The organism is Melghirimyces profundicolus (assembly GCF_003054245.1).
Classification (GTDB): Bacteria; Bacillota; Bacilli; order Thermoactinomycetales; family DSM-45169; genus Melghirimyces; species Melghirimyces profundicolus.
This window is the reverse complement of sequence record NZ_QBKR01000005.1, coordinates 131,008-155,346: the sequence shown is the minus strand read 5'-3', so window position 1 is coordinate 155,346 and position 24,339 is coordinate 131,008. Positions and strand designations below refer to the sequence as shown.

Annotated in this window: 22 protein-coding genes and 1 riboswitch; of the genes, 1 reads left to right on the top strand and 21 read right to left on the bottom strand. The window is 54.9% G+C overall.

Annotated elements, in window-relative coordinates:
- Positions 1-23: 23 nt before the first annotated feature.
- The 15 genes from C8P63_RS05560 to wecB all read right to left on the bottom strand — a co-directional run bounded on the left by C8P63_RS05560 (position 24) and on the right by wecB (position 18,380).
- A complete protein-coding gene (locus C8P63_RS05560; RefSeq protein WP_245920711.1) occupies positions 24-680 on the bottom strand; it encodes a methionine ABC transporter permease in 657 nt (218 codons plus the stop codon).
- A complete protein-coding gene (locus C8P63_RS05555) occupies positions 670-1,653 on the bottom strand; it encodes a methionine ABC transporter ATP-binding protein (protein ID WP_108022351.1) in 984 nt (327 codons plus the stop codon). The genes C8P63_RS05560 and C8P63_RS05555 overlap by 11 nt, the downstream gene beginning before the upstream one ends.
- A gap of 85 nt (positions 1,654-1,738) precedes the next feature.
- A riboswitch (SAM riboswitch) is annotated at positions 1,739-1,845 on the bottom strand.
- Positions 1,846-2,321: 476 nt separating this feature from the next.
- The gene (locus C8P63_RS05550; RefSeq protein ID WP_108022350.1) at positions 2,322-2,969 is read right to left on the bottom strand and encodes a sugar transferase; all 648 of its coding nucleotides are present in this window, start codon (positions 2,967-2,969) and stop codon (positions 2,322-2,324) included.
- Positions 2,970-3,216: 247 nt separating this feature from the next.
- Positions 3,217-4,134, bottom strand: a complete 918-nt coding sequence (locus C8P63_RS05545) for an SDR family oxidoreductase (RefSeq protein ID WP_108022349.1) — start codon at positions 4,132-4,134, stop codon at positions 3,217-3,219.
- Between the two features lie 210 nt (positions 4,135-4,344).
- The gene (locus C8P63_RS05540) at positions 4,345-5,781 is read right to left on the bottom strand and encodes an NAD-dependent succinate-semialdehyde dehydrogenase (RefSeq protein WP_108022383.1); all 1,437 of its coding nucleotides are present in this window, start codon (positions 5,779-5,781) and stop codon (positions 4,345-4,347) included.
- A 566-nt stretch (positions 5,782-6,347) separates the two neighbouring features.
- Positions 6,348-7,604 carry a glycosyltransferase family 4 protein gene (locus tag C8P63_RS05535; RefSeq protein ID WP_108022348.1) on the bottom strand — a complete coding sequence of 419 codons (1,257 nt, stop codon included), beginning with the start codon at positions 7,602-7,604 and terminating at the stop codon, positions 6,348-6,350.
- A gap of 23 nt (positions 7,605-7,627) precedes the next feature.
- Positions 7,628-8,734 (bottom strand): glycosyltransferase family 4 protein, encoded by a 1,107-nt coding sequence (locus C8P63_RS05530; RefSeq protein ID WP_108022347.1) that lies wholly within the window; start codon positions 8,732-8,734, stop codon positions 7,628-7,630.
- A 14-nt stretch (positions 8,735-8,748) separates the two neighbouring features.
- Complete coding sequence (locus C8P63_RS05525; protein ID WP_146172120.1) at positions 8,749-10,143, bottom strand: O-antigen ligase family protein; 1,395 nt, start codon at positions 10,141-10,143, stop codon at positions 8,749-8,751.
- A 5-nt stretch (positions 10,144-10,148) separates the two neighbouring features.
- A complete protein-coding gene (locus tag C8P63_RS05520) occupies positions 10,149-11,612 on the bottom strand; it encodes a lipopolysaccharide biosynthesis protein (RefSeq protein ID WP_108022345.1) in 1,464 nt (487 codons plus the stop codon).
- Between the two features lie 21 nt (positions 11,613-11,633).
- Positions 11,634-12,374: an acyltransferase gene (locus tag C8P63_RS05515; protein WP_108022344.1), complete on the bottom strand. Its 741-nt coding sequence runs from the start codon at positions 12,372-12,374 to the stop codon at positions 11,634-11,636.
- A gap of 19 nt (positions 12,375-12,393) precedes the next feature.
- Positions 12,394-13,707, bottom strand: a complete 1,314-nt coding sequence (locus C8P63_RS05510; protein ID WP_108022343.1) for a nucleotide sugar dehydrogenase — start codon at positions 13,705-13,707, stop codon at positions 12,394-12,396.
- Between the two features lie 20 nt (positions 13,708-13,727).
- On the bottom strand, positions 13,728-14,843 hold the full coding sequence (locus C8P63_RS05505; protein WP_108022342.1) for a DegT/DnrJ/EryC1/StrS family aminotransferase: 1,116 nt from the start codon (positions 14,841-14,843) through the stop codon (positions 13,728-13,730).
- Entirely contained in the window at positions 14,840-15,880 is a 1,041-nt protein-coding gene (locus tag C8P63_RS05500) for a Gfo/Idh/MocA family protein (protein ID WP_108022382.1), read from the bottom strand. Before C8P63_RS05500 ends, C8P63_RS05505 begins: the two co-directional genes overlap by 4 nt.
- Before the next feature lie 155 nt (positions 15,881-16,035).
- Complete coding sequence (locus C8P63_RS05495) at positions 16,036-17,244, bottom strand: glycosyltransferase family 4 protein (RefSeq protein ID WP_108022341.1); 1,209 nt, start codon at positions 17,242-17,244, stop codon at positions 16,036-16,038.
- Between the two features lie 71 nt (positions 17,245-17,315).
- Positions 17,316-18,380 (bottom strand): non-hydrolyzing UDP-N-acetylglucosamine 2-epimerase, encoded by a 1,065-nt coding sequence (gene wecB, locus C8P63_RS05490; protein WP_108022340.1) that lies wholly within the window; start codon positions 18,378-18,380, stop codon positions 17,316-17,318.
- A gap of 166 nt (positions 18,381-18,546) precedes the next feature.
- Here wecB and C8P63_RS19725 point away from each other — a divergent pair, with 166 nt between their 5' ends.
- The gene (locus tag C8P63_RS19725; protein WP_281258684.1) at positions 18,547-18,672 is read left to right on the top strand and encodes a hypothetical protein; all 126 of its coding nucleotides are present in this window, start codon (positions 18,547-18,549) and stop codon (positions 18,670-18,672) included.
- A 229-nt stretch (positions 18,673-18,901) separates the two neighbouring features.
- Here C8P63_RS19725 and fabZ read toward each other — a convergent pair whose 3' ends face one another.
- The 6 genes from fabZ to C8P63_RS05460 all read right to left on the bottom strand — a co-directional run bounded on the left by fabZ (position 18,902) and on the right by C8P63_RS05460 (position 24,138).
- Positions 18,902-19,336 carry a 3-hydroxyacyl-ACP dehydratase FabZ gene (gene fabZ / locus C8P63_RS05485; RefSeq protein ID WP_108022339.1) on the bottom strand — a complete coding sequence of 145 codons (435 nt, stop codon included), beginning with the start codon at positions 19,334-19,336 and terminating at the stop codon, positions 18,902-18,904.
- A 275-nt stretch (positions 19,337-19,611) separates the two neighbouring features.
- Complete coding sequence (locus C8P63_RS05480) at positions 19,612-20,931, bottom strand: NAD-dependent malic enzyme (protein ID WP_108022338.1); 1,320 nt, start codon at positions 20,929-20,931, stop codon at positions 19,612-19,614.
- A 72-nt stretch (positions 20,932-21,003) separates the two neighbouring features.
- Entirely contained in the window at positions 21,004-21,525 is a 522-nt protein-coding gene (locus tag C8P63_RS05475; protein ID WP_108022337.1) for a CDP-alcohol phosphatidyltransferase family protein, read from the bottom strand.
- 109 nt (positions 21,526-21,634) lie between these two features.
- A complete protein-coding gene (locus C8P63_RS05470) occupies positions 21,635-22,735 on the bottom strand; it encodes a DNA-directed RNA polymerase subunit beta (RefSeq protein ID WP_170109514.1) in 1,101 nt (366 codons plus the stop codon).
- 339 nt (positions 22,736-23,074) lie between these two features.
- The gene (spoIIID, locus tag C8P63_RS05465; RefSeq protein WP_108022335.1) at positions 23,075-23,362 is read right to left on the bottom strand and encodes a sporulation transcriptional regulator SpoIIID; all 288 of its coding nucleotides are present in this window, start codon (positions 23,360-23,362) and stop codon (positions 23,075-23,077) included.
- 173 nt (positions 23,363-23,535) lie between these two features.
- Positions 23,536-24,138 carry a M23 family metallopeptidase gene (locus tag C8P63_RS05460; protein ID WP_170109513.1) on the bottom strand — a complete coding sequence of 201 codons (603 nt, stop codon included), beginning with the start codon at positions 24,136-24,138 and terminating at the stop codon, positions 23,536-23,538.
- Between the last annotated feature and the right edge of the window lie 201 nt (positions 24,139-24,339).

The window sequence follows — 24,339 nt, the reverse complement described above, 5'->3', positions numbered from 1 at the left end:
GACTTCCTCTCCTTTATCGTCACTCAGCGTTTATCCAACTGTCTTGAAACCCAGTCGCCGATCCACTGAACCAGTTGGACCATGACGACCAGGAGGAATCCGCAGACAACCAGCATCCCGTCATTGAATGACTGGAACCCGAACCGGAAGGCGGCGTCTCCGAGACCGCCCCCGCCCACCACACCGGCCATGGCAGAAAAGCTGATCAGGGTGACGCAGGTCACTGTCAGCCCGGAAACCAGTGCCGGGGTGGCTTCCGGGAGCAACACCTTGGTCACCACCTGAAAGCGCGTACTCCCCATGGAGCGGGCCGCTTCCACAACGCCTTTATCCACTTCCCTCAGCGCGGTTTCCACGATCCGGGCATAGAAGGGAGCCGCCCCGGCAATCAGGGGAATGGTGGCCGCTGTCGGCCCCAAGCTGGTTCCCACCAGCCATTCGGCAAGCGGGAACAAAAACAGGACCAACACAATGAAGGGCACCGCCCGGAAAAAATTGACCACGGCGGCGACGAGTTTTTGTACCCAAGGCATCTCCCGGATGTGGCCACGGTCCGTGATCACGAGCAGGATTCCCAACGGAATCCCGAAAAGGGCCGTGAAGAACGTGGAGATTCCCACCATGTAAGCCGTCTCTCCCGCAGCCTTCCATACCGCAGCCCAATCCACCTCATGGAACAAGGGAGATCCCCCCTTCTTCGACCCAATCAGGGGCCGCTTCACGGAGGGCCTTCTCCGCTTGTTCCAAGTCACCTTCAAGCACCAAAACAATCCCTCCGTCTTCGTTGAGTTCGCCTTCGAGTACCCGGACCGTCACCTGTCTTCCTGCAACGGCCTGCCGAAGCGAATGCCACAACGCGGGGAAATTGCCCGCTTCACAACGGATGCGCAACCCTTTCCCTTCTCCTTCCTCTTCCGTCTGATGCACGAGTTGTCGGGTAAGAGGATGGACCGGGTTGCGGAACACCTCTTTCACGGTTCCCTTTTCGATGACACGTCCTTCTTCCATCACTGCCACTCGATGGCATATCGAGCGAACCACGCTCATCTCATGAGTGATCAGAAGGAGCGTGATCCCGGTCTCCCGGTTGATTTCCTTCAGCAATTTCAGGATGGAAGTGGTGGTCTCCGGGTCAAGTGCAGAGGTTGCTTCATCGCAAAGCAGAACCTTGGGGTCATTGGCCAGGGCCCTGGCGATTCCCACCCGCTGTTTTTGGCCGCCGGAAAGCTGGGAGGGATACGCGTTGGCCCGGTCCGTCAAACCGACCCGTTCCAAAAGTCCATCCACCTTCCGCTTGATTTCCGTTTTGGATTTTCCGGCCACTTCCAGAGGGAAGGCCACGTTCTCCCAAACGGTGCGCGACCAGAGCAGATTGAAGTGTTGAAAGATCATTCCGATTTTCTGCCGGGCGAAGCGCAGATCCCTCTCTTCCAGTCGGGTGATCTCCTCCCCGTCCACCCACACCTGACCGGATGTGGGTGATTCCAATCCGTTGACCAATCGAAGCAGCGTGCTTTTCCCCGCTCCGCTTCGTCCGATAATCCCGAATATATCTCCCTTTTCGATGGTCAAGTTCACCCCTTCCAGGGCGGTGACTCCATCGAAACCTTGCCTCGGAGGATATGTTTTTCCTATATCCTTCAACTGAATCACAATGGTTCACCATCCACAAACAAAATAAAAAGTCCTTTCCACCAATGCAGAAAGGACCGTTCTTCTTCCAGGTTGGCGATCCTTTCTCTCATCTGTCAGGACAAAAGTCCTGCAGGAATTGGCACCTTAACCTGAAGACGGTCGGTTGCCGGGCTTTCATCGGGCCAGTCCCTCAGCCGCTCTTGATAAGAGAAAAGCAAAGTATTCAAATGTCCAAATCAGATGGTAGCACGGTTCCCTCCCATGGTCAACCGGAATATTATTCCTAAGGGTGACCGTGGGAGTCATCCCAAAAAAAAAAGGCGAAATAGATGGCAAAGATTTATCCGGACATTACATTTCCTTTACAATTGGCGGGAAACCCACTATTCCCGGCGTGAATGTCTTATACTAATAATCAAGAAGAGGTACTTGGAGGTGCCCCGAATGAACTACCCGGTTGCAGGTAAAGCTTTTTGGTTGGGCATTTTCAACGCAGCATTTTTAAGCGTTCCTTTATGGCTTCTCTTTTATCTTTCCCTGCGTTTGATGTTCTGATGATGCCCCCATCGGAGAACCCGGGGTTCAATCGTGCCTCAAAAAATCGCTGAAACGACCACTGTGTTTTTTGAGATAGAACTTGCAAAAAAGGATTGCCTCCGAGGGGCAACCCTTTTTTATTTCATTTTTTATCGGGCCCCGTCTCCTGAAAGAACCACCCACACCGTTCTCATCAGGATCTTCAGGTCCAGAGCGGGGGATTGACGTTGAATGTAGTACATATCCATCCTGAATTTTTCATAAGGAGTGGCATCGTAACCTCCGTTCACCTGCGCCCAACCGGTCAGGCCGGGTTTCACCATCAACCGCTGTTTAAAACCGGGAATTTCCTTCGCGAATTTTTCGGTGAATACATACCGTTCGGGCCGCGGGCCGATCAGACTCATGTCTCCCTTAATCACGTTGATCAATTGGGGAACTTCATCAATTCGGGTTTTGCGGATGAACTTCCCGACACGGGTCACCCGCGGGTCATGTCTGGAAGCCCACTGCGGCCCGTTCTTCTCGGCATCCATACGCATGGAACGGAGTTTAATCACATGAAAGCGCCGGCCGTTTAAGCCCACCCGCTCCTGAGTGTAGAAAACGGGACCCTTGGATTCCAATTTGATTGCAATCGCAGTCAGCACCAGGACCGGAAGAATAAAAATGAGGAGGGCGATGGAAAAGACCACTTCAAACCCCCTTTTGAAAACGGGGTAGAAACCGGCCATATATTGCGAACCCTCGGTCCGCGCCTGAGACTCTCTTTCGTAAGCCGCCGCTTTGGAACGCATCCGCAAACCACTCCTGCCGTGATAATTTCCGATGGATAGGGTTTTATGGATGAAATGTTACAAGAACATTGCATTCTTTCCGTGTCCGCCCGGTTTCCGCCGAAGCGGAACGGGTTTTGATCTGGTAAACAGTATACTGCAGATACCCAGCTTTTACAATAGATCGGAGCATGTCTTTTACATGAACTTTACAATCATGTTACAAACGCATTCACCCGTCGTTGCACCTTCATCACCGGGGACTTGCTCATCGGTTGCGGCCGTAATGCTCCAATGTCCGGCGCAACCCTTCTTCAAGTCCTGTCCGCGGCGCCCAGTTCAATATCTCCTTGGCCCGGTCAATGCAGAAATAACTGTGCTTAATATCCCCTGCCCGTTCGGGTCCATACTCCACATCGATTTTTTCACCCCGGATCCCCTCCAGGATCTTCACCAGGTCATTGAGGGAAGTGCTGACCCCGGTCCCGATGTTCATCGTCTGCCCCTCCCCTTTTTCCAAGGCAGCCAGGTTGGCCCGGGCGATGTCTTCCACGTAAATGTAATCCCGGGTCTGCTCCCCATCACCGAAGATGGTCAATGACTCCCCCCGCAAAAGACGGTCGATGAAAATGGAGATGACGGCTCCCTCTCCATGGGGAACCTGGCGGATGCCGTACACATTGGCATAACGGAAGATGGTGTAGGATAGACCGTACAGCTCACCGTAGGTGCGGATGTAGCTCTCGGGTGTCAGTTTGGAGATGCCGTAAGGGGATAAGGGAGAAACCGGATGTTGTTCATCGATGGGAAGATATTGCGGGTTTCCGTAAACGGCTGCTGATGAGGCATAGATAAACTTCCCGACGCCGTATTTCCGGCACCCCTCCAGAAGCCGGATCGTCCCCAGAATATTGGTCTTCGCGTCCCAAATCGGATCTTCGATGGAACAGGGTACCTGGGATTGGGCGGCCTGATGGATCACCGCCTCCGGACGCTCTTTTTCAAACACACGGATGATCTCCTCATCCTGCACGTTCATCCGGTAAAACGGAATGTCTCCTTGAAGATATTCTTCCTCGCCCGTTGAAAGGTTATCGACCACCACCGGCCGATGACCCTTTTGCAACAGGAGATCCACGATATGGGAGCCGATAAACCCCGCTCCCCCGGTAACCAATACTTTCATGGCTTAAAACTCCTTCTCTCCACCCGCTCCGGTTCCGCCCGGGACCGGGGTTCCCCCCGTTCCCCCGGGGCCCCGTAACTCAAAAACGGGATTTGCTTTCCTGATGTTCCATTCTGCCGCTAATTGGAAATAAACTGACAAAACTTGGTATTACACCCAAAGATCCAACCCAGGGAAAACGCTGGGGTTTTCCAGACGAAACGGCGTTTGTCATTTCAGCCCGATGGAAATGTATTTGGTTTCCAGAAACTCTTCCACTCCGTAGCGTCCCCCTTCACGTCCCAGACCGCTCTCCTTAAAACCGCCGAAGGGGGCCTGTGCCGTGGATGGGACTCCATCGTTCACGCCGACAATGCCGAATTCCAGCTTTTCGGCGACCCGGATGGCCCGGGAAAGATCCTTCGTGTAGAAGTAAGCGGCCAATCCGTACCGGCTGTTGTTTGCCATTTCAATCGCCTGTTTTTCTGTACGGAAGGTTTGAACGGGTGCCACGGGGCCGAAGGTTTCCTCCTCAAGAATGAGCATGTCATCGTTGACTTCGGTCAGCACCGTCGGTTCAAAAAAGTGGACGTTGCCTTCCGAAATCCGCCGTCCACCCACAACGACCTTCGCTCCTTTATCGACCGCGTCTTTCACGTGTTGTTCCACTTTGGCGGCGGCATCCCCATCGATCAGGGGGCCGATTTTCACGCCCTCTTCCATCCCGTTTCCCATTTTCAATGTTTTCGTCTTTTCGGCCAGAATCTCCGAGAAGCGATCGGCGATTTCCTCCTGCACGTAAATCCGGTTGGCGCAGACACAAGTCTGACCGGCGTTTCGGAATTTGTTGGCCACGACTTCATCCGCCGCCTGCTCCAGATCGGCATCACCGAAGATCAGGAAGGGAGCGTGTCCCCCCAATTCGAGACTGATTTTCTTGACAGTGTCCGCCGCTTGTTTCATCAGGATTTTCCCCACCTCGGTGGAACCGGTAAAACTGATTTTGCGCACCCGTTCATCTTCGAGGAGAGTATTCCCGATGGCGGAAGCATTCGTCCCGGTCACCAGATTGATGACACCGGCCGGCACCCCGGCCTGATGAAACAGCTCCACCAAACGACAGGCAGTGAGCGGGGTCTGTTGGGCCGGTTTCACCACGACGGTGCAACCGGCGGCAAGGGCCGGGGCAATTTTTCGGGTGATCATCGAAGCCGGAAAGTTCCAGGGGGTGATGGCCGCCGCCACTCCCACCGGTTGTTTGTGAACCCAGATCCGTTTGTCCGGAGTGGAAGCAGGAATCGTTTCCCCGCAGATCCTTTTTGCTTCCTCCCCGCTCCACTCAACGAAATCCGCGGCATATTGAACTTCTCCCCGGGATTCCGCCAGCGGCTTCCCTTGTTCCAGAGTCATGATTTTCGCCAGTTCTTCCTTGTGGGACACTATCTGATCATAGGCACGTCGGAGGATATCGGCGCGTTCCCTCGCCGTTTTTCCCGACCATTCGGGAAAAGCCCGGTGAGCCGCTTCCACGGCTTTTTTCACATCGGCTTCCGAACCGTCGGCCGATTGACCGACCACCTTTCCCGTCGCCGGATTGAGTACTTCGTAAGTTTCCCCGTTTTCCGCAGGTCTCCACGCTCCATCGATAAACAGACCGTATCGTTCCATGCGATCACTCCTTTTCGGGATTCGGCGAATCTCCCGCCCCTGCCCTTCGGCGGTTTCCCACTCCTCTACCGGAAGGTCGGGCGGGAAACCCCGCGGGTAAAGAGAAGGAATCCGCACACCATACACCTTTGCTTGTTATTCGTTTTCCGATCCCGCCTTCTCTCAAACCTAGAAGCGTTGTGAAAAAGTGAGCGGCAGCATTTACCCAAAGCCGCTCCGGCGGCACTCACAGAGCACAAGTCGCGCCTGGGTCGCTTCACTCCCGGTCGCGCTATGCACTCACAGAGCACAAGTCGCGCCTGGGTCGCTTCACTCCCGGTCGCGCTATGCTGTCCTGCAGAGATGGTTGCACTGTCCGCTCCGAATCATCCTGCTGCGGGCAGGGGCAAACGCCTTCGGATGCAACACAGAGAAGCTTTTGCCCCTGAACGCCCTTGCAGGCTGATTCTCCACCGGGCAGGACAGCAAAGTCGCTATTTTGGGTAAACGCTTCCCCTTTTCTCGAAACGAACATTCAATCACAACGCTTCTAGCGAATCCCGAGAAAAGAGAGGAGGAATCCGGGGTCACCCGGACCGCTTGGCTTCCTTCATTGCTTTCCAACCGGTCCGCACCAAACTTTTCAACTCCCCGTACAAGAGGTGGGCCAGTTTTCTCCGATCGCCGAACCGCTCGATGTAATCCCGGCCCCTTTCGGTGACTCGCCGCCGTTCTTCTTCGGTCATGTGTCGCAGTTTTTTCATCGCTTCAGCCAGGCCGCGGGGATCTTCCGCTCCGCTGAACAGTCCGACCCCGTTCTCTTCGACGATGTCCCTCACTTCACCGTCCACTGTCGTGATAATGGGTTTTCCCACAAACATGTAATCGAAGAGTTTGTTGGGACGGGCACCCCGGAAAATTTCATTGTCCGCCAGGGAGATCACTCCGCAGTCCGCCGCATGAATGAAATGGTACACTTCTCCCTTGGGCACGGGGTCAAGAAGATGTACATTGTGGAGGCTCCGTCTTGCTTTGATCTCCCTGAGACGCTCTTTTTCCGGGCCGTCCCCGATGAGGACGATCGCGTATCCGTCGGGTAAATGCTCTCCCGCCCGCACCACATATTCCAACGCGTTGGCCGGACCGTGAGCCCCCGCGTAGAGAGCGACAAACTGATACGGCGCCACCCCCATTCGGCGACGGTACTCCGATTTTTTCCGGGGATCAGGTTTCCAGGACCCCACTACAATCCCGTTCGGGATCAGGGAGACCTTTTCCGGTTCAATGCCCTTCGCGACGATGAATTTCCGCTGGTATTCGGTCAGCACAACGATTTTGTCCGCTTTCCTGTACAGGAAGGACTCCAGCCAGGTCAAGGCTTTAATGACCCGGGGATTTTTCAGTCCGTCCATCTTCACGAGCGTATCCGGCCACAGGTCACGGACTTCGAGGACGAAGGGACAACGCTTGATTCTGGACAACAACCACCCGGCAAAGGGGGTGAGCAGGTGAGGGGATGAAGCGAACAGCACATCCGGGCGACTCCGGAACAGCCCCGACAGGAAAAAGAGGAAAGCAAAACTCAACATGTTCAACACCCGGCGGAAGTCGTTCCGTGTATGGGGAAAAGACCAAAGCCAACGGAGGTGAAGACCCGGAACCCGATCCAGTTCCCGTTTGGTTTCCTGATCGATAAATCGGCGCCTCGAGTGGTTGAATGAGGAGAGCCACAACGTGACCTCGGCTCCTTCTTCATCCACCCATTCCCGGGCCAGTTCGTAATGCCGGGTAATTCCCCCGAGATTGGGAGGTACGGCATAGTGATTGGCAAGCCAGATACGCAATTCGCTTCACTCCCTTGAATCCCTCATAACTCCCGATAAAGGTTTAAAAGTTTTCTCTCTTCCACATGCCAGTTGTAGATCTCCCGATGGGCGGCCCGTCCTCTTTCGCCCATCTGCCGGATCCGCTCTTCATCTTTCAGGATTTCCGTAACGCGCACCGCGATCTCAACGGGGTTGAGGGGATCCACCGTGACGCCTGCCCCGCTTCTCACCAGGATGTCCCGCCACAGGGGAAAGTCCGTCGCCACCACCGGAACTCCGGCGGCCATGTATTCAAACATCTTGATCGGCAGGGACTCCCGGTAATTTTCCACGGGATGGAGGCAAACCAACCCCACTTTCCCGGTCGCCAGCCACTTTTGCACTTCCTCAAAGGGAATCCGGCCGTGAAGATAAATTCTTTTCCCGCGGAGTTTGTTCACATCCCGGTCTTCGGGCCGGATATGCTGGAGAGGACCAATCAGGTGGAGTTCCGCATTCAGCTCCTCCGGAAGGTACTCCATCATTCTTACCATTTCCTTGTACCCCCTGAGATAAGAGATCCCGCCCACGTACAGGATCCGGTTGGTCCCCGCCTTCTCCCGGGGAGAAGGCGGGACCGAAAATGGAAGGGGGTAATTTTTGAGGACTTCCACCCGGCGGCAGGAAGCGAACTGGCGGGCAATGGGTTCCGTCGCGGTCACCACCGCCGACAGTTGTTTCGCCATCCCTTTTTCAAGCCGGTCGGCCAAAAGGGAAAGGATTCCCCTTAAGGGCCTTGGTATCCACGGTTTGGTATGAATCTGCTTTGGAAGGTCTTCGTGGGCATCGTAGATGACCGGCGACCGGGTCAGCCACTTGAGAAGCACTCCCCAAGGGAGCAGTTCCGGATCGTGAAAGTGAAACCGGTCCGCCCCGCTTTTCAACGCCCGGCGGAAGAGTCGCCACCCGCCCAAGAGCCGGTGCAGCTTGTTTTTGGGACGGGGAAGACCCACGATGCGGACTCCCTGTTCCTCCCGCCGGTCAAAGTCGGCCAAAGCGTGCAGTTCCACCCGATAACCGGCCTTGGCCAGTGAAACGGCTTCCTTGTGAAACACCCGGCTGTCGTTGTAGCTGTGAACGGAGCTTAGAATCATGACCCTTTCATTCATGTTGTTTCCTCTCTTCACGCGGGATCATGGTTCGTCCCCTTTTTCAACTGCCGGGTTCCCACCGCCACCACCGTCAGCGCAAACCCGTAGACGACCCACATGGGGGTGAAATGAATGGCCGTGCTGGGTGACATCCCGCCGAAAAAGTAGCCGATCAATGAAATCAGACAGGCGGTCGCTCCCCATCGGATCACCGGGGGAAGGACGGCCGCATTTTTCCTGTCGGCCAATTTCCAGAGCCGGACCAAGAGCCAGAAATAAAGGAACATATACAGAGTGAAGATGAGCACGCCGAAATTGACCAGGATCTCCACCCACCAGTTGTGCATGTTGGTCTTGCCGCCCACCCCCGGATCGCCGGCCATGTAATACTCGATGTTCCCCGCACCGACACCCAGGTAGTGGCTTCGATGCAGGTGCAACAAACCGTTGATAATCAACGCTTTCCGGATGTTGATGCTTTGATCTCCCGAGGCGGGCGACTCCTCCCCGGCAGCGGGATCCTGTTCCGGGAGCTGCCAGCTTCCTTGCAGGTCCTGGATCACGCCGAGCGTGGTTCCCAGTTTGTCCCGTGCCTGCTGGGAAAGGAGGGTGGACGTGAGCAGGTTGACCACCAAAACGGCCAGCACCAACAGCCCGACACCTTTCAACAGGTTTTTCCGGGTCAACTTCCGCCGCTCCACCGTAAAGGGAATCAACACCATCCAAGCCATCCCGGCCAGCGGGAGCGCAAACCCGCTGTTGCTGCGGGATCCGGTCATCAACAGACAACACAGGGCGATGATGCCCGTTGAATAAATCAGCCAGCGCGTCTTTCGCCGCATGGGGAGCATATAGAGGGCCGTCACCACAAAGGGGAGCCCCAGCGTGATCGATGTCGCAAAGTCATTCTGGTTTTTGAAAAAAGACGTCGGGTTGGGGGCATTCGGGTTCATGTAATAGCGGGATGAGGGAAGGTGCCAAAACGTGAGTGACTCGATCAGGCCGAAGACAACCAAGACAAAGAACACCCAGAACAGAATCCGGGACGTCTGTTCCATGTTTCTCCCATGCTTCACGAAGAACGGAAAAGAAAGGGTCAACAACAGCATGGTCACCAAAAACACGGTGTAACGGACCCCGTAACCCAGGTGTCCCGCCCATGTGAGCGACACCGCCGCGTAGAGCGTCCAGAACGCAAAGAAGGCGATATGCCATCGAATATGATACATGTGGAAAGATTGCATGGAATGCTTGTTAACCCAGCGCACGATCAGCCCCGCCACCAACAGGAAGAACGTGACGCGGAAAAAGGTCACCTTGAAGCCGGGGCCCGGAACCCCCAAGGTGGGTCCCAACACGGCAAAAACCACCATGATATGGAACAGTCGGTTCAATTGTTGTTGTCTCGGCAGAAGTAATGAAGTCACCAGACTCACCTTTTTCCAACGATATTCGGCAACCGGTGCCTGATAAATGAGACGGATTCCTTCGTGAAGAGGCCCGTCAGGAAGATCGCTGCCACCATGACAAGGAGGGCGATCAGGTAATAGATCCACATTCCGGCCCAGTCCTCGACCTGTCCCCAGGTGATGACCGAGAGCGTCGTCAGATAGATGCCGAGGTAGACCAGCATCCCTTTGATGCGAAAATCGATCCGGTACACTTTCTGCCCCTTCCGGTAGATGGACAAAAAGGCGTACAAATAGGTGATCACGTTCATGGCCGCCGTTCCCCAGGCACCGAAAAGGGGAATGAGAACGGCGTTGCCCGCGAAATAAAACACTGCTGCCACCAAAAAGGTCTTGGAGATTTCCTTCGTCCGCTTTTGGATCAGGAGGCCGACCCCGACAATCAGGTGCATGGTGTTGAGGACGGTTCCAGTGGCCAGCATCCATACGTACGGATAAGCATCGAAGTATTCCTTTTTCCCGGCAACGATTTGAATCACCGGTTCAATAAAGAACGTGAGGAACAGGATGAAAAAAGTGGCCACCACCAGAAAAGCGCGGCCCAGCAGGCTGTAAATCCTGGGAGCATCCTCCCGTTCCTTGATGGAGACGGAAAAAGGCCGCCAAGCCAGTTGGAACGCTGTGGTCAAGAGGGCGATGATACTGGCGAAACGGAGAGCGAGCCCGAACACACCGGCCGCTTCCGAGGAGACCATGTGGTAGATCATCGGTCGGCTCACCGAATTCATGACCCAGAAAGCAAACAGAGCCGGCAAAAGAGGAACCCCGTAACTCAACAGATCCCTGATATGCCGCCGACGGACCGAAAAGGTGAATTTGTTGCGATAGAGCCACAACAGAGCCGCCGCGACAATCGACTGGGCGACGATCTGTCCGTAAAAAATCCCCAGAACCCCCTGCTTCTCAACCACCACGAAATAAACACTGGCGAGGGAGGAACCGATGACAAAGGACATACTCCCGATGTTGAAGGTCCAGACCTGACGGCTGTATCGGGCATAGGCCAGGGTTTGCTGGATGATCACGTTGAAAACGATCACCAGTACCGCCAGTGTGAGCAGGTTGGGATAATTCTCCCCATGTTCATAAAGCCACTCGGCTGAAGGCTCACTGATGACATAGGTGAGGGCGAGAAAACCGAGGCTGATGAGGGTCGGACCCATCACCGCCGCCGTAAAATACCGGTTCCGGTCTTTTTCGTCCCGGGCCTCGAAGTAGTAATAAGCAAACGCGGTATCCGTACCCAGTATACACAAATAAGTGAGGACCATTGCAATGGTGTTGGTCAGGTCCCAGTCCCCGAATTGCGAAGCCTGCAACTGGCGGGTGTAGACCGGCACCAGCAGGAAACTGACAATTTTGTTTCCCATCAAGGCCAGTGCGAACGCAGTTGAATCGGAGAACAGTTGTTTGATCTTGGTCAGCATAGCGCGCCCCTTTACCTCTCTCTAAGTTTCGCGCAACTCCCCTTCCGGAACCGGCCTCAACGGACGCGCCGGAACCCCGGCGTAAACCGTCGCCGGTTCCGTGTCCCGGTTGACGACTGCTCCCGCGGCGATGAAAGATTCCTCCGCGACAACCACACCGGGCAGCAAGACGGCGGCTCCACCGACCCGGGCCCCTTTTTTCACCGTCGGACCCTTCACATGCCGGAATCGCTCCTCAGTGCGTCCCATAAAGTTGTCATTGGTGGTCGTCACCCCCGGGGCAATGAAGACATCGTCTTCCAACCGGGAGTAGGCAGTGATGTACGCGTTGGTCTGAATCTTGGTTTGGGAACCGATCTCCACCTGGTTCTCGACAGCGACGCCACGTCCGATCACAACACGTTCCTTCACGGTGCAATTTTCACGAATGAAGGCATGGTCGGCCACCAGTACCTCATCACCGATCCGGCTGCCCCGGTAGAGAACGGTGTGGGATCCGATGGTGCATCCTTTCCCGATCACCAACGCCGGCAGGTCCGCATCCACTTTCACCGTACTGGTTTTTGCCGGTTTCGGCCAACGGCCGACGACAGCGTGGTCGGCGATCACGCTCCCCTCCCCGATCACCGTGTCGGAATGAACCGTCACGTGGTTGCCGACGGTGACATTATCACCCAAAACGGCTCCTTCTTCAATAACGGTAAAATGGCCTAGTTTAACCCCTTCTCCAATCCGGGCAGAGGAATGGATCGATCGACTCATCTCGCACCCTCCATCAGGCTTATACCTTTTCATAATCTCCTCTGATGTTTTGAACATCTTTCAGTCCGTTCCGGGTATCAAAAATCGCCTTGGCTTTCTCCGCGATCAGGGAATAGTCATAGGCGCTGTGGTCTGTTGTAAGCAAGACGATGTCGGCTTCCTCCAGCAGCTCTCCGGTCAGCTTCCGGCTCTCGAACATCTTTCCGTCCAGCAGGAAAGAAGGAACGTGGGGATCGTTCACCAGGATCTCCGCCCCGTGCCTTTCCAACTGACGAATGATTTCCAGAGCGGGAGATTCCCTGATGTCGTCGATGTCCCGTTTGTAGGCCACACCGAGGAGCAGCACTTTCGCCCCTTTCAGGGGTTTCCCGTGGCGGTTCAGCATCTTCATGGTCCGCTCCACCACGAAATCCGGCATATAATTGTTGATTTCCCCTGCCAGCTCGATCAGCCGGGTGTGGTATTTGTACTCCCGCGCTTTCCAAGTCAGATAATACGGGTCGATGGGGATGCAGTGTCCTCCCAGACCCGGCCCCGGATAAAAGGCCATGAAGCCGTAGGGCTTTGTTTTGGCCGCCTCGACCACTTCCCAGTAATCGATCCCCATTTTGTTGCAGAGGATGGCCATCTCATTGGCCAGCGCGATGTTGATATTTCGAAAGGTGTTCTCCAGGATTTTCTCCATTTCAGCCACCGCCGGGCTGGAGACTTCGAATACTTCCCCTTCCAGCACGTTCCGGTAGAGGGTCGCGGCCACCCGGGTGCAGGCTCCAGTGACCCCGCCGACCACTTTGGGGGTGTTTTTCGTATTGTAGACTTTGTTTCCAGGATCGACCCGTTCCGGAGAGAAAGCGAGGAAAAAGTCATCGCCGGCTTTGAGACCGCCTTCTTCCAGAATGGGGCGAACCACTTCCTCGGTGGTTCCCGGGTATGTGGTGCTTTCCAGAACCACCAGCATGCCGGGATGCAAATGCTTGGCGATCTCTCTTGTAGAAGCTTCCACATAGGAGGTATCCGGTTGTTGATAACGGTCCAGCGGTGTCGGGACGCAGATGGCCACGGCATCCACATCCGCGATTTCATCATACCGGGTGGTCGCCCGGAGTCCCCCTTTTTTCACGATTTCGGAGAGCTCTTCATCCACTACGTCCCCAATGTAATTAATCCCCTGGTTGACCATGTCGACGCGCTTTTGCTGGACGTCAAACCCGATCACCCGGTACCCGGCCTTCGCTTTTTCCACCGCCAGCGGGAGCCCGACATACCCCAGGCCAACCACCCCGATGACCGCTTCTTTCCGGTTCAGCTTTTCCAACACTTTTTGCGTTTCCATTCGCCTCATCCTTTACACCGTCATGAATCGAAAAATTGCTTGACCGCTTCCACCACCCGCATTTGGGTCGCTTCATCCAATTCCGGGTAGAGAGGCAAGGCCATCGATCGCCGACAGATTTCCTCCGCCACCGGCAGATCGCCTTCCCGGTACCCCAAATCGCGGTAGACCTCCTGAAGGTGAAGAGGGACGGGATAATATGCCGCCGTGCCGATTCCCCGGCTTTTCAGATGCTCCATCAGTCCGTCCCGTTCTTCCGTCTGAATGATATAGAGATGGTAAATGTGTTTACGGTCTTCCGCTTCGACAGGGGTTGTCACCGGTAACCCCTCCAACAACCGGTTGTAAACACGGGCACGCTCCCGGCGTGCTTCGTTCCACCGGTCCAGATACTGAAGCTTCACCCTCAAGGCTGCGGCCTGCAACTCATCCAGGCGACTGTTGTATCCGATCAGGGCGTTGTGGTACTTCGAATGGGGGCTCCGACCGTGAACCCGGAGACTCTTCAGCGTTTCGGCCAATTGCGCATCATCGGTGACCACCATGCCCCCGTCCCCGTAGCCTCCCAGGTTTTTGGTGGGAAAAAACGAGTAAGTGGCGGCATCACCGAAAGATCCGATCCGCCGTCCTTTGTATTCCGCTCCGATGGCCTGTGCGGCATCTTCCAACACCCGGAGGCCGTGCTTTTCCGCAAATGCCGTCACCTCATCCAGATTGGCCGGTTGACCGAAAATATGAACGGGGATCACGGCTTTGGTCTTCTCCGATACATGATTTTCCAAAAGGGAGACGTCCAGGTTGCAGGTCTCCGGATCGATGTCCACGAACACCGGGCGGGCGCCCAGTTTGGAGATCACTTCCGCCGTGGCGAAAAAGGTGAATGGGGTGGTGATGACTTCATCCCCCGGCCCGATGCCCCATGCGTCCAGGGTGAGCAGCAAGGCATCGGTTCCGTTGGCAACACCGATTCCGTACCGGGTCCCGCTGTAGGCCGCCACTTCTTCTTCCAGGCTTTTCACTTCCGGCCCCAGAATATATCGGCCTCCCTCCAGGACACCCATCACGGCTTTTTGGATTTCTTCCCGGATCTCCCGGTATTGCGCCTTTAAATCGAGTAACGGCGTATGGTTCGTCATTGGAGTCCCCCCGCTTTCACAAGTTCATCCATGCGGACCGGTCGACCGGTTTCCGCGGCCGTCTGGCAGGCGATCACCAACGCAAGGGCACGCCGTCCGTCCTCTCCGGTCACCAAGGGCCGGCGACCGGATTGAACCGCATCGGTCATGTCCCGGATGAGACACTGATGCCCGGGGATCCCGTAGGGATCTTCATGCACCCGGCGCCTCACTTCTTCCGATTGACCCTCGCTCAGATCGGCAAACTGCCAGGCCTGAATCCAGTTTGCCGTCGGTCCGCCGACCACGGCGGTCCCCTTCTCCCCGAAGAGAGCGAGGGATTCCTCCAAGTTTCGGGGATACAGGGTGACGGCGGCCTCGATCACCCCGAGGGCACCGTTTTTAAATTTCAATATGGAAACGGAAGTATCTTCCGCTTCCATCCTCCTCAGCCGGGTGGCGTGATAGGACGAAACCTCCTCCACATCCCCCATCATCCACAGAAGGAGATCCAGGTTGTGAATCGCCTGGTTCATCAGCACTCCGCCGTCCATCGCGCGGGTTCCCCGCCAGGACGCCTGATCGTAATATTCCTGGTTCCGGTTCCAGCGGACCGTCGCGTTGGCATGGCTGAACTTGCCGAAGGCTCCGGCTTCCAAACGCTTTCTCAACTCCCGGATGGCCGGACGGAACCGGTTGGGGTGGACCACACTCAGCTGGACTCCGTTTTCCCGGCATGCCTGAATCATCCGGTCAGCGTCTTCCAGTGTGAGCGCCATCGGCTTTTCCACGAGGACATGTTTCCCCGCTTCGGCGGCACGGACCGTCAGGTCGGCATGAAAACCGCTGGGGGTGCAGATATTGACCACATCCAAATCCGTGCGTCCCAGAAATTCCTCCACATCCACGGTTCCTTCCACTCCGTCGCCCAGATAAGGCTCCATCCTTTCGGGGTCCTTGTCACACACCGCCGAAAGGATCGCCCCATCTGTGGCCCGGATGGCCTCCACATGTTTCCTCGCGATGTGTCCGCAACCGATGATCCCGTATCGTATCACCATCGTCCCTCATTTCCTAAACCGGCTGCGCCCGCCTTCGTGAGACGGGCACGGCCCGGACTGCCTTTTTGTTACAACAAGATTACAAACTCCATGTTCACTGTAACACAAACGAAACATTCCCGGTATTGTCTCCGGTCAATCTTAAAAAAATCTTAGTTAATTCTTTTCCGCCCGTTCAAAAGGGTTTCATACAGCTCCATCATCCGTTCGGCATTCCGCTGCCACGTGTATGAGCCGGATTCGGAATAGGCCCGCTCGCCCATGTCAAAGGCGAGGCCTTCGTTATCCATCAAAAGAATCGACAGATAACGGGCCAGCTCCTCCGAATTTTTCGGTTCCACCAAAAAACCCGTCTTCCGGTGCTGAAGGATCTCGGAGATCCCCCCGACATCCGTCGCCACCACCGGCTTTCCACACCCCATGGCTTCCAGCAGAATGGAGGGTAACCCTTCGCTCAGGCTGGAAAGGACCACTGCGTCGCTGCTGTTGATCCACCAGGGGATGTCCTCCGGGGGTTTCCTTCCCGCAAAAAGAACCTGATCCTCCCACCCGTACTCCCGGACCCTCTTCACCAACTTGGAACGAAGGGGACCATCACCGACCAGATGGAGCCGGACATCCGGATGCTGGACCGCCAATTGGTTGAAAGCTTCCAGGAGATATTCCAATCCTTTCACTTTATAGAGGTTCCCCACAAACAAAATGGACTTGCCGTTCAGGGGTAAATTCAGTCTCTCCCGGGATTCTTTCCGCGAGCGCGGATAGAACCGCTGGGGGTCGAATCCGTTGTAGATGGTGGTGGCCTCCACTCCCGCCACGATTTTCTGCGTATCCCGCTTCAACTGCTCACTCACCGTCACAATGTGATCGGAAGCCCGCAAAGCACTCTCCGTCCGTTCCAACACTCCTTTGTTCCGGAAGGGATAAAGCCGGATATCCGAACCGTGGATGGTGGTGACCACCGGCACCCGGAAGATCTTCTTCAGCAACGTGCCGGCATAACCGTCCGGATAAATGGTATGACAATGAATGAGGTCAAATGAAAACCGCTTTTTCAAATCCTCCATGACACAAACCAGCGAACGGAAGTAAAGGTACCCGTAAGACTGAAAAAACGCTCCACCCGGGAACATCCAGGTGGGAACATAACGGATCGGAATGCCGTCCATCGTCAGCTGTCCCGGAAAATGACGATACGCCCTCCACTTGGGATAAAAGGGAAAACGGGGCACGGGTGAAAGGACTTGGCAGTCCACTCCCGCCTTTTTCAGCGTCTTCACCTGATTGTGTACGAAAATTCCAGACGTCGGGTTTGAGGGGTTGGGATACATGTGGGAGATGATTAATACTTTGAGGCTCATGGTGCTGGACGTTCTTCCTTTCTTACGACCCGGTCCGTCCGGTTGAAGAACCGGAGAGCCAAGGCTGTTTATTATCCATCCTGCCAGAGCCGGTCCACAATGCGGCCGGAGGCTTTCCCATCTCCAAATACCGGTTGAACTTCCGAGAAATCCACTCCAAATGTTTCCACGCCTTCGATGATTTTCCTCTTGTCCGCCCCCACCAAGATATTGGTTTTCTGTTCGACGGTTTCTGTCCATTCCGTCTCATCCCGCATGGTGATGCAGGGAACTCCCAGAAGAAATGCTTCTTTTTGCACCCCGCCCGAATCGGTGAGAATCTTTTTCGCCCCGGACTCCAACCGGAGCATATCGAGATAGCCCACGGGCTCGATCACCTTCAGAAAACGGTTGTTGAAAGAAAGGCCATCGCTTTTCATCTTGTTTCGGGTCCGGGGGTGAAGGGGCAGAACCGCCGGCGCCGAGAGGGCGTTCAGGGCGGAAACGATTTCTTTCAGCCGTTCGGGATCGTCGGTGTTTTCCGCCCGGTGGAAGGTGATCAGAAGATAGGAACCAGGCTCCAGTCCCAAACGTTCCAGAATATCCGAACGCTCTGTGGCCAATTTCCGGTTGAATTGCACCGCGTCCGCCATGACATCCCCCACTTGGTAAACCCCGCTTCGAATTCCTTCCGAATCCAGATGACGAACCGCCGTTTCCGTTGGACAAAACAGCAAGGAAGAAACATGGTCCGTCAACACCCGGTTGACTTCTTCGGGCATCCGCCGGTTGAAGCTTCTGAGGCCCGCTTCCACATGGGCAACCGGGATATGCAGCTTGGATGCCGCCAACGCGCCGGCCAACGTGCTGTTGGTATCTCCATACACCAAAACCCAATCCGGTTTCTCCCGAAGGAGAACTTCCTCCACCTTGGTCAGCATTTCTCCCGTCTGGGCACCCTGGGATTGGGAACCGACCCCCAGGTGGTAATCCGGGTTGGGGATTTTCAATTCCTCAAAGAAGATGTCCGACATGGACGGATCATAGTGTTGCCCGGTGTGGACCAGGATTTCCGTTCCTCTCCGGCGGAGACTCCTGGAAACGGGAGCCGCTTTGATGAACTGCGGTCTGGCTCCCACCACGGTTACCACTTTCATATTCATCCCTCCCGTGTTTCGGGGGCGGACAAAAAGGCCCCCCAGTCAGATGGAACGGACAGATGCTCCCCTCTGTTACGGGCTTTACACCTTTTTAACCATCCCTTTACAAGGGCATGAGACCCCTTCCGGCTGTCCATCCTAAGTGACGGAGGGAGGAATCACCATGGCTCTCCAAAACCGGCAAGCGAAAGACTCCGCCCCGTTGGACTGCGCCAGGGGTCTCATCAACGGGAGCGTAATCAGTCTGTTCCTTTGGGTGATGCTTTATCTCTTGGTCCGGTGGATCTGAACAGCTTTACACTTGAAACCCCTTGGCACCAAGAAGTATTGTGAAAAAGGGAGCGGCAGCATTTACCCAAAGCCGCTCCGGCTGCACTCACAGAGCACAAGTCTCTCCTGGGTCGCCATGCTGTCCCGCACAGGTGCAGGCACTGTCCCGCTATTTTGGGTAAACGCTCCCCCTTTTCTCGAAACGAACATTCAATCACAAGGCTTCAAGGGCTTATTCCGGCTGGAATTCATTCTTTGTCCTGAACGGCGAAGAGAAGCTCTCCCTCGGCCACGATGCGATCACCGACCCGGGCCACTCCTTTGCCTTTTCCCAGCGCCGACCGCAGGCGGAGCATTTCCACCTCGAGGGTGAGAACGTCCCCCGGTATCACTTGGCCACGGAAGCGAAACTTCTCAATGCCCGCAAAGAAAGCCAGCTTACCCCGGTTTTCCTCCATACCCAAAACGGCCACGGCACCCACCTGGGCCAATGCTTCCACAATCAACACTCCGGGCATGACGGGGTAGCCGGGAAAATGTCCTTGAAAAAACGGTTCATTCGCGGTGACGTTTTTGACTCCCACCGCTTTTTTTCCCATCTCGCATTCCAGAATCCGGTCCACCAACAGAAATGGATACCGGTGTGGAATGACTTCCTGGATCTGATTCACGTCCATTTCCATTCATAACCCTCTTTCTGCTCTCTGTTTTCCTTGACTCCCGTTTCGCGGGGTCCGGAGGGGATCCTCGACGCCACAAATTGGCACTTTGATTGTATCATAAATGACAGGGGCCTTGAAAAAAGGGAATTTACGCCTTCGGCCCTTTTGCTGAATATTTTAACAGACGCTTTTTTTCATGTATGAAAGGCAATCGTCGTTACTACAATAAAAATGTCCCCCGCCATCCTGCCGGGGGTTCAAATAAAGGCACCGGGGTTTTGTCCCGGTGCTCTTTTTTAGCTTTTTTTCTTCTGAGCAACGGTTTCCACCGCCTGAGCCACCAATTCGTGAACACGGGGATTCAGGGGATGGGGAACCAACTCCCCTTCTTTGGTGCTTTCCGCAATCGCCTCGGCTGCTGCCATCAGCATTTCATGGGTGATCTTCGGGACCCGCGCATTCAAAACCCCTCTGAAAATCCCCGGAAAACCGAGGACGTTATTGACGGCGCGACCATCCGCGGCGTACGCCGCTCCCGCCCTCAATGCCGTCTCCGGTTCGATTTCGGGTTTGGGATTGGACAGTGCGAGAATCACTTGACCTTTCCGGATCCACTCCTCCTTTATTAAACCGGGTACACCGGTGGTGGCAATCAGAATATCCGAACGCTCCGTGATTTCCTGCAGGGTTCCGACCGGTTCCCCTCCGTATTCGGCTAAGCGCTCTTTGGCCACATCCGACTTGTCCGCCCCCAATACCTGCCGGACGCCGTAAGCCATGAACATGCGGCAGATGGCCATCCCGGCGGCGCCGAGTCCGATTTGACCCACGACTGCTTCTTTCAGGTTGACGCCGGCACTCTTGCAGGCGGAGATCACGGCAGCCAATGTCACCACGGCGGTGCCGTGCTGATCATCATGCATGACCGGAATATCCAACTCCCGCTTTAACCGTTCTTCCACTTCGAAACAGTGAGGAGATCCGATATCCTCCAGCAGGATCCCTCCGAAACCGGAAGCGATGTTTTTCACGGTCCGGACCATTTCGTCGGGATCCCGTGTGGAAAGAAGAATCGGAATGCCACTGATTCCCGCGAAGCGGTCAAAGAGTACCGCTTTTCCTTCCATCACCGGCATACCCGCCACCGGTCCGATATCTCCCAGCCCCAGAATGGCGGTTCCGTCCGTCACAATGGCTACGGAATTTCCGATTCCTGTATAGAGACGGGCTTTTTCCGGGTCTTTTTGGATCACGCGGCAAACGTCGGCCACCCCTGGTGTATAGACCCTGCGGAGGTCCGCGAGTGAACGGACGTCCAGACGGCTCTTCATCTGGATTTTCCCGCCTTCATGCGCCCGAAGTACATCATCGGACACCGCATGGAGACGGATTCCGCCCTTCAGGCCACGAATCGCCTTCAGAACCTCTTTCAGCTGTTCTTCATTTTCACAGTGAACTGTGATGTTGCGCAGGGTGGAAGTGGTTCCCACCTGCACCGTTTCAATTTCTCCGATATCCGCACCCGCCATGCCGATCGCGGTGGCCACCTTCCCCAGATTTCCCGGAACGGAGGGGGTTTCCACCACCAAAGCCCGGATGATGTTTCTGTCGATCACTACGGACACCTCCGACAACGTTTACAAAAGGAAGGAAAAGAACCGGGGAACATGACGATCCGACTCTTTTCCTTACATGGACCTCTGATTGATCAGTTTAAACTGAAACAGGTAAATGAGGGAAGTAATAAATGAAAATATGATGACACCCCATAAAAACTCACCCGCGGACGGATGGTCAAACATCAACAGAGACAGAGCGACATAATACAAAACCGTAGTCAACTTCCCCATCAGATTGGCCGGAACCGTCAGTTTGCCCTGGAAATGAAAAAAAGCGGAGGCAATGATCATCCCCAGATCCCGGACAAAAATCGCAATCGCCGCAAAAATGCTGATCCGGTGCGAAACGAGAAGGGAGAGGAACACAGCCAACATCATCAGTTTATCCGCCAGAGGATCCAGCATAATGCCCAGTTGCGTCACCTGTTTGTTCTTCCTGGCGAGCCAGCCGTCCACCACATCGGTGAGACCCGCAAGTAAAAGCACTCCGAAAGCCCATTGCATCTTGAACGGGATGTCGGAGAAAAAAAGCGTCAGGTAAACCGGAATCAATATGAAACGAAACAGGGTGACTGCATTGGGTAAATTCAATCGGGGTCCCTCCCTCGTGGCTTCCCACCTGTATGATACCCGGTGCTCGAAAAAAATCACCTCACGAGAAAAGAACCCGTCTCCACCGCCCAAGGGCGGGGGCGGGCCTTTACCCGTAAATCAGATCATATAAGTGCTGCCATAATTCCCGGGTAAACACATCCTTGGCAGGATCGTTGCCGATGACGCTGTATCCGATCAATACCCCCCCGGCCAATGCCGCCACGCTCAACAGCGGTATCCAAACAAAGAGCAACATCAACACCCTGCGGGCAGTCGGGCTGAGCCTGCCTTTTTTTTCGGTCTGCCGGGCAGGATCACCATCCGCCTTCACACGCTCACCCGCACCGGAATCAGGTTCACCGGGAGGAACGACCTCCTCCGGAAGGGAACCGTTTTTTCTCCATTTCAAAACACCGGCCGGTTTTCGGTAGGTTTCGCCGCCCTTTTTTGGAAATCCGGAGTCATTATCTTCTAAAACGGCGTTGTCCCCGTCTTCGGTTTCACCCGGAGGAGAACCGATTCCCCAATCCCGATTCAGACGTTCTTCCCACTCATTCGGATTCTCTGCACCGGGTGAAACCGGCTTTTCTTTCTCCGCGGGCTTGTCCCTGTCGGCGGACGGGGATCTTTTTTCCTTGGGGGATGGATCCGGATCCTTTTCCTTATCGGTTTCGCTGGTGGGGGGGTTGACTCGCCGCTCTTCTGTCATGGAAAGCGGCACATCTTCCGAACTTTCTCCGGATTGGGGTGGATCGGCCGGTTCCGGAGTATCCCCCAACGCATCTTTCTCCCTGTGGCGGCTTTGCTTCCCTTCGGATTCCGGCGGTCGCTTGCCGGGGGTGGCGGGTTCCGTTTCTTTTTCCACGGAATGGGAAGTTTCCTTGGGGGGTGCGCTTTTTCTTTCCTGATCCCGCTCTGTCTTCCCTTGATCAGAGGTTTCCCTCTTGTCCCTCAAAAATTCGCCCGAATCCGACGACCTCCGGTTTTCCAACTGTTTCTTTTTTGTCTCAGGAAGCGGATCTTCCTCCGGCTCCCCCTTTGGCACAGGATCACGGACCTCCTCTTTCGGCACCGCTTCCTCCGATGACGGTTTGAAATGAGTCCGATCCTCCGGAAGGTCCCCGCTTTGGTTCTCCACCCTTTCGTTTGATTCACGGCTTTGTTCCTGCTCACTAACCCGGTTCCGTTTTTCTTCTTTCTGTTGCATGGCCATCCTCTCCGAGCAGACGTTTTGGTGTCATCCGCAATCTTGCCTGCCCCAACAAAAAACAATCTCCGCCATTTATGTACAAAGCTAACCATATCACCCAGTAACAGATCCTCTATAGATAGAATATATCGCAACTCTTGAATGAAGTCCACAGCGAACGGCGGCAGCAAACCAACAGAAACCAGGTGGAACCCGAATGTTTTCCACCTTGGATCTTTCTGGATGCATGGAAACGCCGGGACCGACCCGAATGGCCGTCCGACTATGTAGCGGCGGAACCGATGGATCCCGGTTTTTCAATTTTCAATGGTGGGCGGGGTGTGCGGACAAGGGCGGTCAGACCTTTGTGATTTCCAGCTTTTTTTCTTTTTGGGGGCGCTCCCTTTTATACTTTACCTTGGTGGCTTCCCCTCCCCGAAGATGACGGATCGATTTGTGATACTCCAGGATCTCCTTTACCTGGTTTGCCAGTTCAGAATTGATTTCGGGCAACCGTTCCGTCAGATCTTTATGCACGGTACTTTTGGATACCCCGAACTCCTTCGCAATCGTGCGGACCGTATTTCGGGTTTCCACGAAGTAGCGCCCTATTTTGATCGTCCGCTCTTTGATGTAATCGTGCACTCCCCTCGCCTCCCTCTTCGGATGTCTGGTACATTATATGAGGTGATTTCGGGGTTATTCTCATCTGTCAAGCCCTGACAAGCCCTTTTGTCGCTTTTTTAGCCAATTTTCTGATGGATCAACCTTGAAAGGGCCAAAAAAAATCCGCTCCGGGGAGCGGAAAAATCGAACTTTCAGTCTTTAAAATATGGTTCCGGATTGATGGCCTCACCGTCTTTCCGGATTTCAAAGTGCAGGTGATTTCCCGCTTCTTTCTCAAACTTATTGCGACCGGATTGCCCGATCTTATCCCCCTGCTTGACGGTATCTCCGGCTTTCACTTTCACATCCGCCAAGCTCTGGTACACCGTGACGAGACCGTCTTTATGCTGAATTTCCACTTGATGACCGGTCAGCGGATTTTCTTCCACCCGGAGAACCTTCCCGCTCATGGCGGCGATGACACCGAAGGGCTTTCCGTCTTTGCGTGCGAAATCCAGACCGGAATGGGGCCAGAATGTGTTGGCGTATTTAACCAACGACGCCTCTTTCGACTTTTCAGAACCCGTTTCTTCATAATAACCCATGATCCGGTTTGCTTTGGAATCGGCCACGGGCGATTTCATTTTTTCGCCGGCCTTTTCCGTCGGCACCGTTTCTTCCTGCCGCAGTTCTTCCAAGCCGGTATTGGGTTTGGTCACACCCATGTCCTGGGCGTTTTGATACCACCATACCAGGCTGAGGATGAGTGCTGCGGCTGCCAGGTAAACGGCGGGGAAAAACCACTTTTTCGCCATCAATCTTTTCCACTTCAGACGCGAGATTTTTTCAACCGAACCAGTCGGTTTGCGGTCTTCTGGTTTCATTTTGGTTATCACCTCAGGATCCATTCTCGACACGGGATCCCGGTTTTATACCTTTTTTCCTCCTTTTTTTCATATATTTAGAAACCAAAAGCCCCGTAATCACCGGGATGATCCCTTCTACCAGCAACCGCT